The following is a 16,788-nucleotide window of genomic DNA, read 5'->3' as shown; positions in this document are numbered from 1 at the left end:
TGCAAATTTAGGCTTATTTGTTTAAAGATTCAAGTTTAATTTTTACGTGTAAATTGTAAATAAAATTTATAAATCTCAAATCGTAATTCGTAAATTAAATCACATTCACTTCAGCTTCAATACTAACCCCGTATTTTTCCAAAATAGTTTTTTGGATATTTTGCGCCACGTTCCAAATTTCATTTCCTGTTGCATTTCCGTAATTCACTAAAACTAAAGCTTGTTTGGTATGAATTCCAGCATCTCCAAAACGCTTACCTTTAAAACCAGCTTGCTCAATTAACCAACCCGCAGGCACTTTCACATGTGTTTCTGAAACTGGATAATGTGGCATATCTGGATAATTCGCTTTGGCTTTTTCGTAAACTTCAATCGGAACAATCGGATTTTTAAAGAAACTTCCGCTATTCCCTAATTCTTTCGGATTGGGTAATTTACTTTCACGAATGGCGATTACAGCTTTACTAACGTCTTGAATGGTTGGGTTTTTGATGCCCATATTTTCTAATTCTACATCAATCGCACCATAAGACGTATTTAGTTTGTGATTCTTTTTTGTAAGTTTAAAAACAACCGAAACAATCACATATTGGTTTTTTAATTCGGCTTTAAAAACACTTTCTCGATAGCCAAATTTACAAGCTGCTTTATCAAAAGTGATAATTTCTTGGGTGTCAATTTTCATTGCTTCACACGAAACAAAGGTGTCTTTAATTTCTACGCCATACGCACCAATATTCTGAATTGGCGTTGCGCCAACATTTCCTGGAATTAATGATAAATTTTCAATCCCACCATAATTTTTTTGTATGCAAAACTGAACAAATTCGTGCCAAACTTCGCCAGCATTAGCTTTTACCCAAACAAAATCGTCATTTTCATCAACCACTTCAATGCCTTTATTATTGATGTGAATCACGAAAGCATCAACATTCTGAGTTAAAAGCATATTGCTTCCACCGCCTAAAATAAACAGTTTTTTCTGTTGATTTTCTTTTAATACACTTGCTATGTCGGTAATTGAATTCACTTCGCAAAACTCCGTTGCAAACGCTTCAATGCCAAAGGTGTTGTATTTTTTTAACGATTGTTGTTGTACGATATTCATATTTGAGTGAATGGTAATTAGTAAATAATTAAAAGTGATTTTAATTTTGGTTTTGTAATTGAGAAACTAAGCTAACTGGTGTCTGAGGTTCTCGAAGTCACATTTTATTTAGTTTTTATAAAACTTTTCTCAATTCCTCTTCGCTAACAAACTCGTTTTTAAAGAACGTTTGCTTTCCGTTTTTAATTACAATAATTACTGGTAAACCTTGGTAGCCTAATGCGTTAAATAACGATTTGTTTTTATCAGCATCAATTCTGTGAATAATAACATTTTCCGCCATTTCTTTACTGATTTTATCTAAATACGGTCCCATTTTTTTACAAGGTCCACACCATTCAGCATAAAAATCAATTACAACCGTTTTTTCTGAAATCAGTAATTTGTTGTACGCTTCTTGCGTCATTCCTGACCAATAGGCATTGGTTTTTGGGTTTGCTTTTTCCCAAGCCATATAACCGCCATCTAATTCGATAATGTTTTTAAAACCTAATTCTACTAAATGATTGGCTGCTTTTTTGCTTCTCCCGCCACTTAAGCAATATACAAAAACGGGTTTTGTTTTGTCTAAATTAGCTACTTGTGCATCAAAATCCCCACCATTCCAATCGGCATTTTTAGCGTCTGCAATTTTTCCATTAGCATATTCTCCAGGTGTTCTAACATCTAAAATTTGTGCGTCGTCGGTTTTTATTATGGTAGCTTTAAATGCTGCTGCATCTACACTTTTAAAGTTTTGACTATTGGTGCAACTAATTGATAAGCTAATAATTGCTGTTGCGATAATTGATTTTAAATTTTTCATTTTATAAAAATTATATTGTTTATTTGTTTTTTGTTGATTTTTTAACGTCTAAAAGTCTACTAATCTAGAAGTCTAAAATATCTAATAAAAATCTAAATATTAAATATTTTATAGCTTTTATGCGTCTGTTTTATGATGTTTTCGGTTCGTTCAGGATGTGTGTCAGAAATAAAAATTTGTCCAAATACATCATTGTTTACCATATTTACAATTTGTTGCACTCTAAACGCATCTAACTTGTCAAAGATATCATCAAAAAGTAAAATCGGCAATGTTTTTGTGTGTTTTTTAATGAAATCAAACTGCGCTAATTTCAATGCAATTAAAAATGATTTTTGTTGTCCTTGTGATCCGAATTTTTTTACAGGAAAACCGGAAATATTAAATAGCACATCATCTTTATGAATCCCGCAAGTGGTATATTGCGTAATTCTGTCTTTTTGAAGATTTTGAATTAGTAAGTTCTCCAAATTGTCTTCATGAAGTTGACTTTCGTATTCAACAGTTACTTTTTCAGCATTTTCTGAAATAACTTCATATAATTCTTGAAAAACAGGAATGAATTTTTCTAAAAAATCATTTCTCTTGGTAAAAATTAGTTGTCCAAATTCCGATAATTGTTCGTTGTAAATATTCAAATTGTCTGCATCAAAAACCTGATTTAATGCAAAATACTTTAGTAAAGCATTACGTTGTTGTAACGTTTTCTGGTAGTTTATTAATGTGTTTAAATAAGAAGTATCAAAAGTAGAAATTACAGTATCAATAAATTTTCTTCGGGTTTCGCTTCCTTCAATAATCAAATCTGTATCGCTTGGCGAGATAATCACAATTGGTATTAATCCAATATGTTCTGAAAATTTTTCGTATATTTTTCCGTTGCGTTTTAAAATTTTCTTTTGTGCTTTTTTGTAACTACAAATAATTTGTTCGGTACGATTTTCTTTTTCAAAAACCCCGTCAATTACAAAAAACTCTTCACCGTGTTTTATATTTTGTGTTGAAAGCGGATTAAAATAACTTTTACCAACCGCTAAATGATAAATTGCATCTAAAATTGTTGTTTTTCCAATACCGTTTTTTCCCACAATAGCATTTATTTTGCTTTCAAATTCAAAAGAATTTTCGGCAATATTCTTATAATTAAGTAAAGATAGTTTTTTTAAAATCACGTTTTTTTGATAAAAAGTGTCAAAAATTACACTTTCGAGTACAAATGTAAGTTCAATTTTTAAAAATATAAATAAAAGAACTTTTAAATTTAAATAAAAAGTATATTTTTGCACTTCTAATAAAATTTTAGTTCAATGGCAACATATAATAAAAGAGGTTATAAATCACCAAAACCTGAAGTAGAAAAAGATCCAGCATTTGACACAAGTGTTGATGAAATTAACGTAAATGAAAGTGAAAGCACAACTGCTGGCGTTTTTAATACGTTAGATGAAACCGCAAATAAAACAGAAGAGTGGGTTATAAAAAATCAAAAAGCGATTTTAGGAGTAATTGCAGCAGTTGCAATTGCTACTTTAGGATATATTTTATATGATAAATTTATTGCTACTCCAAGTCAAGAAGAAGCATTTAAAGAAATGAATCAGGCACAAATGTATTTTCAAAAAGCGGTTGACGCTACAGAAAAACAAGATTCTTTATTTAAATTGTCTTTAAAAGGTGGTGAAGGTAAATTAGGTTTTGAAGGAATTATTTCTGAATATTCAGGTACAAAAGCAGCTAATTTAGCAGAATATTCTGCAGGTATGGCTTGTTTGCATTTGAAAGACTTCAAAAAAGCAATAGAACATTTAGATAATTTTTCAACTAAAGAATTAAATTTACATGCTTTGGCTATCGGTGCAAAAGGGGACGCAAATGCAGAATTAAATAATAATGAAGAGGCTTTGAAATTATATGTTGAAGCAGCTAATGTTGATGAAAATGATTTTGTGACGCCAAGATTTTTATTAAAGGCAGCTAATATGGCAATTGTTTTAAAGAGAAATGATGAAGCTTTAGGTTATTTAAAAACGATAAAAGAAAAATACGAAACTTCACAAGAAGGAAGTTCAGTAGATATTTTAATTGCTTCATTGGAAAAATAATGGCAACCGAAAATAAAAATTTATCTCAATACGATAAAAACACAATCCCAAACGCGAAAGATTTTCGGTTTGGGATTGTTGTTTCAGAATGGAATGAAAACGTTACAGAAGGTTTGTATAATGGTGTTTTTGCAGCATTAACAGATTGTGGGGCATTGCCGGAAAATATAAATCGTTGGAACGTTCCAGGAAGTTTTGAACTGATTTTTGGTGCCCGACAAATGCATGAAAAATTGGAGTTAGATGCCGTAATCGTTATCGGTTGCGTGATTAAAGGCGAAACCATGCATTTTGAATTTGTTTGCGAAGGCGTAACCCAAGGTATGAAAGATTTAAATTTATTGTACGATGTGCCTACTATTTTTTGTGTTTTAACAGATAATACTATGCAACAATCTATCGATAGAAGTGGAGGTAAACATGGAAATAAAGGGATTGAAGCGGCAATTGCTGCAATTAAAATGATAGATTTAAATAAACGATATTAAACTTTACAAAGTTAATTAAAATAAAAATCACAGGTTTCTATTCATAGTAATCTGTGATTTTTTATTTTTCACAGAATTATTTTGTTATTAACTTTTACAAATTTGTATTTTTTGAGATATAATAATACGTTTTTAATTTCTTAAATTTGTAACATAACCAAAATAAAAACCAAAACAGATTAATGTCTGGAATTATTCAATTATTACCTGATCATGTAGCCAATCAAATTGCTGCTGGAGAAGTGGTGCAACGACCAGCTTCTGTGGTTAAAGAGTTGGTTGAAAACGCTGTTGATGCAAAGGCAACCGAAATCAAACTTATCGTTAAAGATGCTGGGAAAACGCTTATTCAGGTTATTGACAATGGCTTAGGAATGAATGTTACCGATGCACGGTTGTGTTTTGAGCGTCATGCGACTTCAAAAATTCGTCATGCGGAAGATTTGTTTGCCATACATACAAAAGGATTTCGAGGTGAAGCATTAGCGTCCATTTCAGCAGTCGCTCACGTAGAATTAAAAACCAAACAAGCTCAAGAAGAATTAGGTATTCATATCATCATTGAAGGGAGTAAAGTAATTACACAAGATGTAGCTGTTTTGCCAAAAGGCACATCATTTTTAGTAAAAAATTTATTTTTTAATATTCCTGCTCGTAGAAATTTTTTAAAATCGGATAATATCGAATTAAAACATATTATTGACGAGTTTGAACGTGTAGCTTTGGCTCATCCTGCAATTAGCTTTACTATGATTAGTAATGGAAGTGAAGTATTTAATTTGCCAAGCTCGAATTATCGTCAGCGAATTGTAAATATTTTCGGAGGGAAAACAAATGAAAAATTAGTTCCTGTAACGGAAGAAACTGAAATTTTGAAAATTACTGGTTTTGTTGGAAAGCCCGAATTTGCCAAGAAAAACAGATCAGAGCAATTTTTTCTGGTGAATAATAGATTTATAAGAAGTCCATTTTTGCATCATGCTATCATGAATGCTTATGATGGTTTATTACGAGATAATAATCAACCCAGTTATTTCTTGTTTTTAGAAGTCCCGCCACACACAATTGACATCAACATTCATCCCACTAAAACAGAAGTTAAGTTTGACGATGAACAAGCGTTATATGCCATTTTACGTGCGACAGTGAAGCATAGTTTAGGTATGTTTAATGTAGCACCAATATTGGATTTTGAGAGGGATGCTAACTTAGATGTTCCGTATGATTATAAAGATAAAACATTAGGTACACCAACTATACAGGTGGATCGTTCGTTTAATCCTTTTGAAACGGAAAACGAAACTAAAAAATATTCAGCCCCGTCTGTTTCATATACAAAAAACACACAAGCACAACCCAATTGGGAGAGTTTATATACCAATTTGAAGCAAGATGCGAGTGAGGTTTCATTGGATACTTTTGAGACCGATTTAGTAACTAGTAAATTATTTGATGATAAGCCTACAGAAAGTCATACATTACTATATCAATTCAATAGAAAATATATAATTAATAGTATCAAATCAGGATTATTAGTTATTCATCAAAATAGAGCGCATCAACGTATTTTATATGAACAATTTTTAACGAATATTACTATTCATCAAGCCTCAAGTCAGCAGTTACTCTTCCCTTTAGAAATTAAGTTTTCAAGAGATGAGATGCTGTATTTAAAAGAAATTCAACCCAATTTAGAAGGTATTGGCTTTGCTTTTGAAAAAATGGGAGTAGATGTGTTAATTATTTCGGGTTTACCCGCTCAAATTTCAGAATCAAATATAACGGAGATTTTACATGACTTGATTTATAATTTACAAGAAAATGTTCCAGAAGATAGTTTTTCATTAAGTGATAGTATTTCTAAATTTATGGCAAAAAGTGTGGCGATAAAATCGGGAAAATATCTGAACACTATTGAATTAGAAAATATTGTAAATGGTTTATTTGCTTGTAAAGAGCCCAATGTTTCACCGTTTCAAAAACCTATTTTTATTACATTAACCACAGAAGATTTAGATAAAAGATTTTAAGTATGTTTAATAATATGACACCGGTTGTAAAGCAACTATTAATAATAAATGTTTTGGTTTTTATATTGAGTCAGGCTATGCCTCAAAATTACGAAACGTTATCCTTATTTTATTTCGAAAGTGAAAAGTTCCGATTTTGGCAACCTTTCACACACATGTTTATGCATGCGCCTATGCCAAATTTCATGCATATTTTATTTAATATGTTTGCATTGGTTTCTTTTGGTTCGGCTTTAGAACATTTTTGGGGTGGAAAAAAGTTTTTGTTTTTTTACTTTGCATGTGGTTTAGGTGCCGCTTTTGTTCAAACAGGTATGAATTATTATGAAATTCATCAAGTTATTAACGAATTAGGGCTGTCTGCTCAAGATATGAAAGTAATTTTTGATACGCCTTTAAGTGATGTGTTTAATTCCGCAGGTCAATCAACAGGAAAGGTTAGTCAAATTTTAAATAATGTGAATTGCACACAAACACAATTCGACAAATTATCTTTAATTTATGGTAGTTGTGTAGGTGCTTCGGGTGCCATTTATGGTTTATTAGTAGCATTTGCTTTTATGTTTCCTATGGCTGAATTAATGATGATGTTTATTCCTGTGCCAATTAAAGCAAAGTTTTTTGTACCAATTATTGTAGGTTTAGATTTGTTTTCAGGCGTAACTGGTTTTTCAATTTTTTCAGGCGGTGGAAATATTGCTCATTTTGCCCACATTGGTGGTGCATTAACAGGTTTTATCTTAATGATGCTTTGGAGAAACAATAAGTTTACGCATACTAGGTGGAATTAGGTAGAAAAGTCAAAAGTCAAAAGTTGAAAAGTCATATTCTTATACTTCCTTATATGACTTATATGGTTAATAAAAAGACAAAAAGTCAAAACGATAAAATAAATGAATTTTCTAAACGAAATAAAACAACATTATAAAAACAGTGATGTGTCCCAAAAGTTAATTTTTATTAATATTCTGGTGTTTCTTATATGTGCTTTGTGTTTTAGTTTTGTTTCAAATCAGTTTCAATATCCAAATTGGTTGGCTTTGTCTTCTAATTATAAAGATGTTTTATGGTTTCCGTGGACATTAATTACTTATGGGTTTTTGCATTCTGAACCAATTCATTTATTATTTAATTTGATTTTTTTGTATTACATAAGTACCTTGTTTTATACTTTTTTTACAACCAGACAGTTTTTAACCGTTTACTTTTTTGGTAGTTTTTTTGCAGGTTTAATTTTTGTAGGGTACGGATATTTTTTTAATTATTCTAATTTAATAGTTGGTGCCAGTGCATCTATAATGGCTCTTTTTATATCTGTTGCTACCTATGCTCCAAATTATTCGTTACGATTACCTTTAATTGGATATTTGAAAATTTGGCATATTGCAGTATTCTATATTTTTATAGATGTCGCACAATTATTAACTGAAAACACAGGTGGTCATATTGCACATTTGTCTGGCAGTGTGGTCGGTTTTGTTTTTGCAGTGTTGATGAAAAAAGGAATCGATATAAGTGCTGTTTTTTCAATAAAAAAGAAAAAAAACAGTACATTTAAAAAAGTTTATAAAAACAAGCCCATAAAAAAGTATCAATCTGTTCGTGTATCGGATGTAAATTTCAAACAAAGACAAATTGATGAAATACTCGAAAAAATTAGTAAATCGGGATATGAAAGTTTAACCAAAGAAGAAAAAGAATTTCTTTTTGCAGCCAATAAATAGATGCTAAAAAAAATGTCATTTATTTCAAAAACCATGTTGTTTTTTAATGTAGTAGTTGCTATTATTACATTAATGGCTTATTTATTGCCGTTTTTAGCACCTAAATGGTTCCCTTTTTTGAGTGTGTTAAGTTTGTTTTTACCTTTTTTCTTGGTAGTGAATATATTGTTTTTTATGTATTGGTTGATCCAATTCAAAAAATATATTTTTGTGTCTGGATTGGTGTTGCTTTTAGGAATTACATTTATAAATAAGTTTTATAATTTAAAACCAACCGAATTGCCAAATTCAGAAAAAGAGTTTACTATTATGAGTTATAATGTTCGTTTGTTCAATAAATTTAATTGGTACAAAAAAGCGAATATTCCTACCAAAATAGCTGAATTGGTAAGCGAAAAAAATCCAGATATTTTGTGTATTCAAGAGTATTCGAATTTAGAAAAAACAAAATTTTCGAATTATAAATACCAACATGTTTTCAAAGAAGGTAAAAATATTATCGTAGGAAATGCTATTTTTTCTAAGTTTAAAATTATTGATAAAGGCGTTATTAATTTTCCAAATTCTACAAATAATGTGGTTTATACCGATATTATAAAAGGGAATGATACGTTGCGAATTTATAGTATGCACTTGCAATCCATAAAAATTAGCACCGATATTGAAGAAGAGGAAATTCAGAAAATGAATGAATCTAAAACCAAGTATATTTTTAGAAAAATTAGCGATGCCTTTACGAAACAAGAGGTACAAGCCTCACTCTTAAAAAAGCATTATGGTAGTTGTAAATACAAAAAAATTATTTGTGGCGACATGAATAATAGTGCCTTCTCTTTCGTATACAGAACCATAAAAGGAACTATGCAAGACGCTTTCGAATCAAATGGAGAAGGATTTGGAAAAACCTATAATTTTAAATATTATCCAGCTAGAATTGACTATATTTTTTTAGATAAAACCATTCAAATAAAAAGTTTTGAAACTTTAAATGATTTTTATAACAGCGATCATTTTCCTTTAATTTCAAGATTAGAAATTAAATAATATCCAAATCATATTTATTTAAAAGTCAGAATGATATTATAAATTACTTTATTTTTCTTCTGCTTTTTTTCTTTCCATTATCCATTCCTTTAAACGTTTTCCATATTTAGATTTTGCAACCTTTGGAACTAACATTTTATTGATTGTGTCTAATAATTTAATATTCGCATCTGGAATTTCACTTAAAGCGATATAAGGCGACACTTCATATTTTGGATTAATTAATGCAAAATTAGCCGTATATAAATATTTTCTGATGGTTAATTTATCGCGTTTGTTTTGAATTTCTTCTGTTACAGTTGCATTTTTTGCGGTTTTGTTTTTTAATTCTTTTTCTAATAATTCTAATTTTTCGTCATTTAACTTCGACTTAATTTTTAAGAATTTTTCATACACTTTTTGATTTTCTGAACCTGTAATTTTTGCATTGGCATAAAAGCCTTGCAATGTAGTTTCTATTTTCATTTTACCTGGTTCTGCAAAAAACTGAATACTATTGTCAATAGATTCGGTAGTTCCTCTATCTAAAGATAAATATAACATTTGAGGTTCATCTAATTGAAATTTGGTTTCAAAATTAGACTTCCCAGAGATAATTATACTATCTAAAAATACTAAATTGGAATCATTAAGCTTATGAATGTATAGTTTTCCTTTTTTTAAACCTTCTATACTTCCAGATATTTCTAAATTCCCAGGTTTATTGCTTTCTGTTTTACTACAAGCTACTAAAATGGTAACTAAAAGTATTGTAACTATTTTTTTCATTTAAAAGGTGTTATTTTCAATTTATTTGAAGTGCAAAGAAAATAAAAAAATCCTCAAATTAATAGTAATTTGAGGATTTTAAATTAGTTATTCCAATTTAATTAGCCTTTTAACCAAGCATTTTTGATGGCTTCTTTTGTTTTATCGGTCGCTATATAACCTGATTTTTCTTCTTTAGGCAAATTAATTTTACCTTTTAAAACTAAGTCTTTACCATCTCTAGTCACAGTTACTGAAATAGCATCACCGTCTTTCCAAGATTCACTTGACATAAGTAAATCGTAAACAGTATCTAAATTATATTCTTTGTCATTAAATGCTTTTAAAACATCATTACCTTGAATTCCTAAAGTAGTCATAAAAATATTATTGCTAACATCTTCTAGGGCTTTAATTTGTTTTGTAGCTCTATCAACTGTAATTAATGGCATTCTTCCGTCTTTCAGAAAAGGATTTCCTGTTGCCATCGTTTTTCCTTTTGTAACACCCATTTTAGCAAAAAATATTTCGTAAGGAATTGGTGTTTCACCAGCCACGTAGGTATTTAAAAATTCTCCAATTTGCGGATAGGTAATTCGAGTAATTGTTGCAAATAATTCTTCATCTTTAAATGGTTTGTTGCTTCCAAATTCATTAGATAAATCTTGCATTAAACTAAGAATTCCTCTTTGTCCATTGCTTAATTCTCTCATTTGAATATCAATACACATAGCAATTAAAGCTCCTTTTTGATATACATTTAAGTATTGGTCTTTATAAGGTTGTTCCAAAACGTTTTTACTCATTTTTGTAAAACTCATTTTGTCATTCATTGCATTTGCTTCTTCAATTTTTCCATTCATTCTTTTGTAGAAATCTTCTTCAGAAATTAAGCCTTGATTTACTTGAAATAAATTTGCGAAATATTCGGTAATTCCTTCATACATCCATAAATGTTCTGACATTTGAGGTTTGTTGAAATCAAAATAATGAATTTCTCTTGAATGTACACTTAATGGTGTTACAATATGAAAAAATTCATGTGAAACCACATCTTTTAATTGCTCTTGTAGCGCTTCTAAAGGCATCATTTCTGGCATTACAACAGTTGTTGACGTCATATGTTCCAAAGCTCCAAATCCTTTCGCGTCTTTTGCGGCCATATCTGAAAGATATAACAAAACGGTATATTTTTTATTGGCGTTAAATTTACCTAAGAATTTTTTTTGAGCTCTCATGAACTTTTCAGTTTCTGGAGTAATATCAGCCGCTTTGTATTTTCCATTTGGAGAATAAACACTGATTACAATATCCATTCCTTCAACATTAAACTCCGTATAATCTGGTTTAGAATACATTATAGGATTGTCCACTAAAGCGCCATATCTTTCTGCGTTAAAAACATCTACTTCATTACTTGGATTGGTATCAACTAATGAAGTCGCACCCCATAAAGTTGCAGGGTGTTTTACTTCTACCGAGTAAGGGATTTCAGATTTTCCTTCAAAATAGCCTACAAAACCATGTGTGTTAAGCATAAAATTTTCTCCAGCTTTAATGTTTGTTCCAGCAGGTGAAAATATATCTTCACTTTCTCCAAAACCGGCTCCGCCTTCTGTATCAAACGTGTCACTAACATAATAAGTTACTTTGGCCAATTTGGTTGCTTCAAAAATCGTATATGAATTCTCGTCTATTTTAGCGATTTTTAAAGATTTTCCTTTTTGGTCAAAAGCTTTAACATTGTCTACATATCTTCCATAATTGTCTTCCGAATAGGTTCCTGGAACAATTTTTGGAATATTAAATGTGGTAGTTTCAGTTGTTATTGTTGGATTAATTATTGTAACTTTTACTTTATCGTCAGTTACATTTACTAAATCGATACTAACAGATACGTCATTTTTTGTTGCCTTAGTAACGTTAGACGTTTTGCAACTCATTAAAAAAATGGCGCAACTAAGGGTAAGTACTATTTTTTTCATTTTCATTTTATTTTTCATATGGAATATGTAGTAAAAAGCATAAAATTGTTACAAAAAAAATCCTGTCGTGATTAGAGTATCAGACAGGATTTTATTAATCAAATTTATTTTTAAAATAATATTTGCTATCTAAATCGTCAATGTCGTCTTCTAAAACATTGGTTTTAAATGCTTTTGGTTTGGGTTTTCCTGCAGCAACTTTCTTTTTCCAAAGTTCAAAATTGTCTTTAGAAAGTTTTTTTCGCATAATCTCCGTTACTTCACTTTCGGAAATGCCAAATTCTACTTTAATTACTTCAAAGGGCTTTTTTTCCTCTTGAGCCATGCTAATTACACGTTCTGTATCTTCGTAATTTAATTCGATCTTTTTACTTTTTTTCATTAGTGAAAAGCATAATTTGTTAATTATTCTATCTTATTTTAATTCATTATTCAATATTAATAAAAAAAATATTTTGAAGCAAAAAATTATTGTTTTTTTTAAATAATTTTTCTGAAAGTTAAATTTATTCTTGGATTTTTTGGTTTAGTGGCTTTTGGAATTTGATGTTTATAATGTAATTGAGCGCCATTTTTCATTATCAATAAACTACCATGTTCTAATAATAAAGTCTGCTTGACTTCTTTTTTTGTATTGTGTTTTATTTGAAACATTCTTGCTTCTCCAAAGCTTACGGATGCGATAATAGGGTCTATACCTAATTCTTTTTCATTATCGGCATGCCAGCCGTTGCTGTCCTTTTCGTTTCTATATAAATTTAATAAAATGGTTGTAAAGTGTTCATTTATAGTGTTTTCAACTTCATCTTTTATGAAGGTAAGTGTGGTATTAAGTGGATGTGGATGCATAACAATATTTGAATATCCGTAGGATTTTCCGTCATTTCCATAAAGAGCTGTTAATCTGGGTTGGGCTATTTTTTTTCCAAAAATGGTAATATCATCTTGTTGCCAAGCTATTTCTTTAGATAGGGTTTCAAAAAATAAATCGGCATTTTCTTTAGAGAAAAAATTTGGATAATAAATAAACTCCGCATCGGGTAAATTTAAATAAATGGGTTCTTTGTTAAATAATTCAAACATAAAAAAAGCGATGGATTTCACCGCTAATTTATTGTTATTTTTTTGATATTAGTATACCTTTTTTGAAAAATTAAGATTCATTATAATAATAGCTAAAATAATAAATAGTATGCCACACCATTGCCAAACGACAACTTTTTCATTTAAAATTAGGAAAGCCATTAGTACAGAAACCGGTAATTCTAAAGAAGCTACTATACTTCCTAAGCCCAAACCTGTTTTTGGAAAACCTGCATTTAGTAATAAAGGCGGTATAATCGTTCCAAAAAGCGCTAAAAACAAGCCGTAATTTTTGAAAATTTCAAAGTTTAAAGCACCAACTTGTGTAAATGCCGAAAAAGCAAATACAACTACCGCGCCACCTAAAAGCATAAATAAACTTCGTTGTACAGAAGAAATTTCTAAAGCTACTTTATTTGCCGTAAACATGGTTGTGGTGAATGATACTGCAGCTAAAATTCCCCAAATAATTCCCCTCCAATCTAATTGAAAAGTAAATTCATATAATTTTGTGGCCAAAAAAGTTCCAATTAAAACTATGCCTACTGAAATTATCTTTTGAGTTGAAGGTCGTTTTTTATCTAAAATCCATTCTAATAAGACGCCCATCCAAACGGTTTGCATAAGGAGCACAATAGCAATGGAAACGTCTATATATTTTACACACAAATAATAAAAAACACTTGTCATTCCTAATGAAGTTCCCGCAATCATTAGTTGCAAAATATTTTTTGATGTAGCCATATTTGCTTTTTCTTTCTTGAAAATTTTTTGGAAAAAATTAATTAAAAGCATGCCAAGAATTCCATAGATAAATTGGGAAGAAGTTATTTCTGCTGTAGTAAAACCATCTTTATATGCTAGTTTTACGAAGGTGGCTAACATGCCATAACTGGTAGCGCCTAATGCTACTAAGAAGACGCCATTTAGTATATTGTTTTTCATTTTTTTTTACGCTACAAAGGAACTTAGAATTTAGCCATTTATTTTTTTTCGTCTTCAACTAAATCTTTAAGATGAATTCGAAGCGCATTTACGGATATGCTAATTTCCCAAAATGAAATACCTAATGAAATTAGTAAGGATAATAAACTGATTCCAAAAATATAAATTCCTATAGTTTCATAATTTAAAAACAATAAAAACATCGCAAAAACGGATAAAAACAAACACAATACGCCAAAAAGTTGCATGTATCTAATTAATGTGATTCTTTGGTTGAGGTTTTTTATCTCCACTAAAATCGATTTATTTTGTTCTTGATCGTAGTTTTTCTTTAAACTTCGCACAATCTGAGCAATAGTTAAAAATCTATTGGTATAGGCTAATAAAATTAGTGATGTTGCAGAAAACAATAAAGCTGGAGTTTCAATAGAAAGATTCATTAGTTGAAATTTAATAATATAAAGTTTAAAGATACTTTTTTATCAAAATATAGTGTAACTTTTTTCTCATTTTTTTGTCTTACAAGTAATAAAATTTAAATATTAATTTTTTCATGAAAAAAGGTGTACTAAATTTCTTGTTTTCTACTTGTTTTGTATTTTTTGCTTTTTCTCAAGATACCACAAAAGTAAAAAAAGACGATATTCAAAAAGAAAATCAGATTGAAGAGGTTAAAATTTTTAAACAAAAAAAAGCAATTGAACAAAAACCAGATCGTACTATTTTTAATATTTCGGATCAACCCAATTTAAACGCAGGTACTTTAATGGAAACCATCAAGCAGTTGCCAGGTTTGATTTCTTCAGATGTGGCTGGAATGATGTATCAGGGAAAACAATTAGAGGTTTTTTTAGATGGAAGACCCTTAAATATTTCAAGTGCAGAATTGAATTCATTTTTAGAAGGAATGCCTGCAAATTCTGTTGAACGAATTGAAGTAATTACGCAACCAGGTGCTGAGTTTCCTGCAACATCAGGTGGTGCGATTTTAAATATTATTACAAATAAAAATGCGAAAAAATATTTAAGTGCTACTTATACTAGTAGTTCTGCTATTAATACATACGATACTACTCGATTTAGAACGTATAACAGCGTGTTATTAAATGCTAAGAATAAATATTTCGGTTGGCAATTAAATTTTGGACAAAATTATAGAGAAAATGCCACTTGGTCTGAGTTTTTAAATACTAGTTCTAACACTATTTTATCAAAAGTAGAAAGTGATAAAATAAATAGATCCCAATTTTTAAAATCAGGGATTACATTTGATATTAATAAGGATAGGTTGTTGTTGAATTATGATATTAATCTTGCAAATAGTAACAGTGAAACAGAAGGTTTTGGTTTAGGATTTGTTACTTCTGATAAAGGTAAATCTCATAATACGCGTTAAGATGCAACTATAACGTATCAGAAAAGATTTGATGATAAAAGTCAAAAATTAGATTTTGTTTTTAATTATAACAACAATAAAAATGATTTCAATTTATTTTCAAACGTTTTTAGAAATGCAGTTTTGGATAATTTTTCAAATCAAAATTATTACAACGGAAAATTTGACTATTCACAAGGCTTAAAAATTTTAGATGAAGGCAAAGTTAGTTTTGGAGCCTTGTATGAAAAACTTCTTTTTGAAGCCGAAAATTTTGGAAGCATAAATTTAGACTATCAAAGAACAACGGCTGCTACTTATTTGGAATTTCAAGCGAAATACAATAAGTTCGATTTTATTTTAGGTTCCAGAGCTGAAAAATATGAAATTAATGGCAAAACCACTACGGGTAATTTAATTCCGTTTGACCAATTTAGATGGTTTCCAAACGCAACTGTACAATATAATTTTTCGCCTCAAATTTTCTTAAATATGAATTACAATAAGAAAATCACGTTGCCATCCACTTCTGCTTTAAATCCAAACAATACCACGTATCAAAATCAGAATTTAACTACGGTTGGAAATCCAAATTTACAACCTACAATTTTTGATAATTTTGAATTTAAAATTAGTGCTTTTGATTATGCTTATTTAGGGTACAACTTAAGTAGTGCAAAAAATCAAGTGGTACAACAAGTAAGTTTAAATGGTAATTTAGTACAAAGTAGTAATTTTAACGTATCGGAAGTTAAAATTCATAATTTTAATTTTGCACTTCCTTTACCATATATGCTATTTACAAAAGGCTTAAAAGAAACTATGAAATTTGATTTTAATCCGGATAAAATCAACTTTTTATATCTTTATACGGGATATCAATTGCATCAAATTCCTAATATAGAAACAAAAGGGTTTTGGAATTTAAACGTAATGTCTCAAATAATTTTACCAAAAGATATAAAATTTATAACCGAATTTGGATTCATCACTTCAGGTGGAAATTACTTTTATTTTGTTGCCGATAAACCTTTTAATAATTATTTAGATATGACGTTTAGCAAGAAGTTTCTAAATGATCAAGTAACGGTTACTATTTTTGGCGATGATATTTTTAATATGAATAGAAGTTTATTCCGACCAATAAATGATCCATTATTATCATACAATAAGAATGATACTAGAAAATTTGGCTTTACCATAAATTATAAATTACCAACAAAAAATAAAGCTGCCAAAGTAGAACAAAATATTTTAAAGGATGATAAAAAAGAAGAAGGAACAGTTATTGGAAATTAATTTTTAATCATCTTATTAAAAAAATCCTGACAGAAAAAACGAACTGCCAGGAT

General features: G+C 29.5%; 17 protein-coding genes. 8 read left to right on the top strand and 9 right to left on the bottom strand.

The features are described from left to right. Positions 1-94: 94 nt before the first annotated feature. The 3 genes from murB to recF form a co-directional block, all read right to left on the bottom strand. Positions 95-1,108, bottom strand: coding sequence for a UDP-N-acetylmuramate dehydrogenase (gene murB, locus ABWP60_RS06210; protein WP_353150057.1), 1,014 nt, complete (start codon positions 1,106-1,108; stop codon positions 95-97). Positions 1,109-1,223: 115 nt separating this feature from the next. Further along, positions 1,224-1,913, bottom strand: a complete 690-nt coding sequence (locus ABWP60_RS06205; RefSeq protein ID WP_353150054.1) for a thioredoxin domain-containing protein — start codon at positions 1,911-1,913, stop codon at positions 1,224-1,226. A 92-nt stretch (positions 1,914-2,005) separates the two neighbouring features. Beyond that, positions 2,006-3,085, bottom strand: a complete 1,080-nt coding sequence (recF, locus tag ABWP60_RS06200; RefSeq protein WP_353150051.1) for a DNA replication/repair protein RecF — start codon at positions 3,083-3,085, stop codon at positions 2,006-2,008. A gap of 135 nt (positions 3,086-3,220) precedes the next feature. Here recF and ABWP60_RS06195 point away from each other — a divergent pair, with 135 nt between their 5' ends. The 6 genes from ABWP60_RS06195 (at position 3,221) to ABWP60_RS06170 (ending at position 9,301) form a co-directional block, all read left to right on the top strand. Further along, positions 3,221-4,015, top strand: a complete 795-nt coding sequence (locus ABWP60_RS06195; RefSeq protein ID WP_353150048.1) for a tetratricopeptide repeat protein — start codon at positions 3,221-3,223, stop codon at positions 4,013-4,015. Continuing rightward, complete coding sequence (gene ribH, locus ABWP60_RS06190; RefSeq protein WP_353150045.1) at positions 4,015-4,503, top strand: 6,7-dimethyl-8-ribityllumazine synthase; 489 nt, start codon at positions 4,015-4,017, stop codon at positions 4,501-4,503. Before ABWP60_RS06195 ends, ribH begins: the two co-directional genes overlap by 1 nt. 182 nt (positions 4,504-4,685) lie before the next feature. Continuing rightward, positions 4,686-6,533, top strand: coding sequence for a DNA mismatch repair endonuclease MutL (gene mutL / locus ABWP60_RS06185; RefSeq protein ID WP_353150042.1), 1,848 nt, complete (start codon positions 4,686-4,688; stop codon positions 6,531-6,533). 2 nt (positions 6,534-6,535) lie between these two features. Continuing rightward, positions 6,536-7,324: a rhomboid family intramembrane serine protease gene (locus tag ABWP60_RS06180; protein WP_353150039.1), complete on the top strand. Its 789-nt coding sequence runs from the start codon at positions 6,536-6,538 to the stop codon at positions 7,322-7,324. A 102-nt stretch (positions 7,325-7,426) separates the two neighbouring features. After that, positions 7,427-8,257, top strand: coding sequence for a rhomboid family intramembrane serine protease (locus tag ABWP60_RS06175; RefSeq protein ID WP_353150036.1), 831 nt, complete (start codon positions 7,427-7,429; stop codon positions 8,255-8,257). A 12-nt stretch (positions 8,258-8,269) separates the two neighbouring features. Further along, complete coding sequence (locus ABWP60_RS06170) at positions 8,270-9,301, top strand: endonuclease/exonuclease/phosphatase family protein (RefSeq protein WP_353150033.1); 1,032 nt, start codon at positions 8,270-8,272, stop codon at positions 9,299-9,301. Between the two features lie 48 nt (positions 9,302-9,349). Here ABWP60_RS06170 and ABWP60_RS06165 read toward each other — a convergent pair whose 3' ends face one another. From ABWP60_RS06165 to ABWP60_RS06140, 6 genes are all read right to left on the bottom strand, one after another. Continuing rightward, entirely contained in the window at positions 9,350-10,069 is a 720-nt protein-coding gene (locus ABWP60_RS06165; RefSeq protein ID WP_353150030.1) for a DUF4369 domain-containing protein, read from the bottom strand. Positions 10,070-10,170: 101 nt separating this feature from the next. Then, on the bottom strand, positions 10,171-12,033 hold the full coding sequence (locus ABWP60_RS06160) for a M61 family metallopeptidase (protein WP_353150027.1): 1,863 nt from the start codon (positions 12,031-12,033) through the stop codon (positions 10,171-10,173). A 94-nt stretch (positions 12,034-12,127) separates the two neighbouring features. Continuing rightward, positions 12,128-12,415, bottom strand: coding sequence for a TIGR03643 family protein (locus ABWP60_RS06155; RefSeq protein WP_353150024.1), 288 nt, complete (start codon positions 12,413-12,415; stop codon positions 12,128-12,130). Positions 12,416-12,513: 98 nt separating this feature from the next. Continuing rightward, positions 12,514-13,116: an alpha-ketoglutarate-dependent dioxygenase AlkB family protein gene (locus ABWP60_RS06150; RefSeq protein ID WP_353150021.1), complete on the bottom strand. Its 603-nt coding sequence runs from the start codon at positions 13,114-13,116 to the stop codon at positions 12,514-12,516. A 48-nt stretch (positions 13,117-13,164) separates the two neighbouring features. Then, complete coding sequence (locus tag ABWP60_RS06145; protein ID WP_353150018.1) at positions 13,165-14,061, bottom strand: EamA family transporter; 897 nt, start codon at positions 14,059-14,061, stop codon at positions 13,165-13,167. Between the two features lie 38 nt (positions 14,062-14,099). Further along, the gene (locus ABWP60_RS06140) at positions 14,100-14,501 is read right to left on the bottom strand and encodes a DUF2721 domain-containing protein (protein WP_353150015.1); all 402 of its coding nucleotides are present in this window, start codon (positions 14,499-14,501) and stop codon (positions 14,100-14,102) included. Positions 14,502-14,614: 113 nt separating this feature from the next. Between ABWP60_RS06140 and ABWP60_RS06135 the strand changes: the two genes are divergently transcribed. Further along, on the top strand, positions 14,615-15,457 hold the full coding sequence (locus ABWP60_RS06135) for a TonB-dependent receptor (RefSeq protein WP_353150012.1): 843 nt from the start codon (positions 14,615-14,617) through the stop codon (positions 15,455-15,457). 9 nt (positions 15,458-15,466) lie between these two features. Continuing rightward, positions 15,467-16,735, top strand: coding sequence for an outer membrane beta-barrel family protein (locus ABWP60_RS06130; RefSeq protein WP_353150232.1), 1,269 nt, complete (start codon positions 15,467-15,469; stop codon positions 16,733-16,735). Positions 16,736-16,788: the final 53 nt, after the last annotated feature.

It is taken from the genome of Flavobacterium sp. (assembly GCF_040402895.1).
GTDB lineage: Bacteria > Bacteroidota > Bacteroidia > Flavobacteriales > Flavobacteriaceae > Flavobacterium.
The sequence above is the reverse complement of the archived record's forward strand: the minus strand, read 5'-3'. Positions and strand labels throughout refer to the sequence as shown.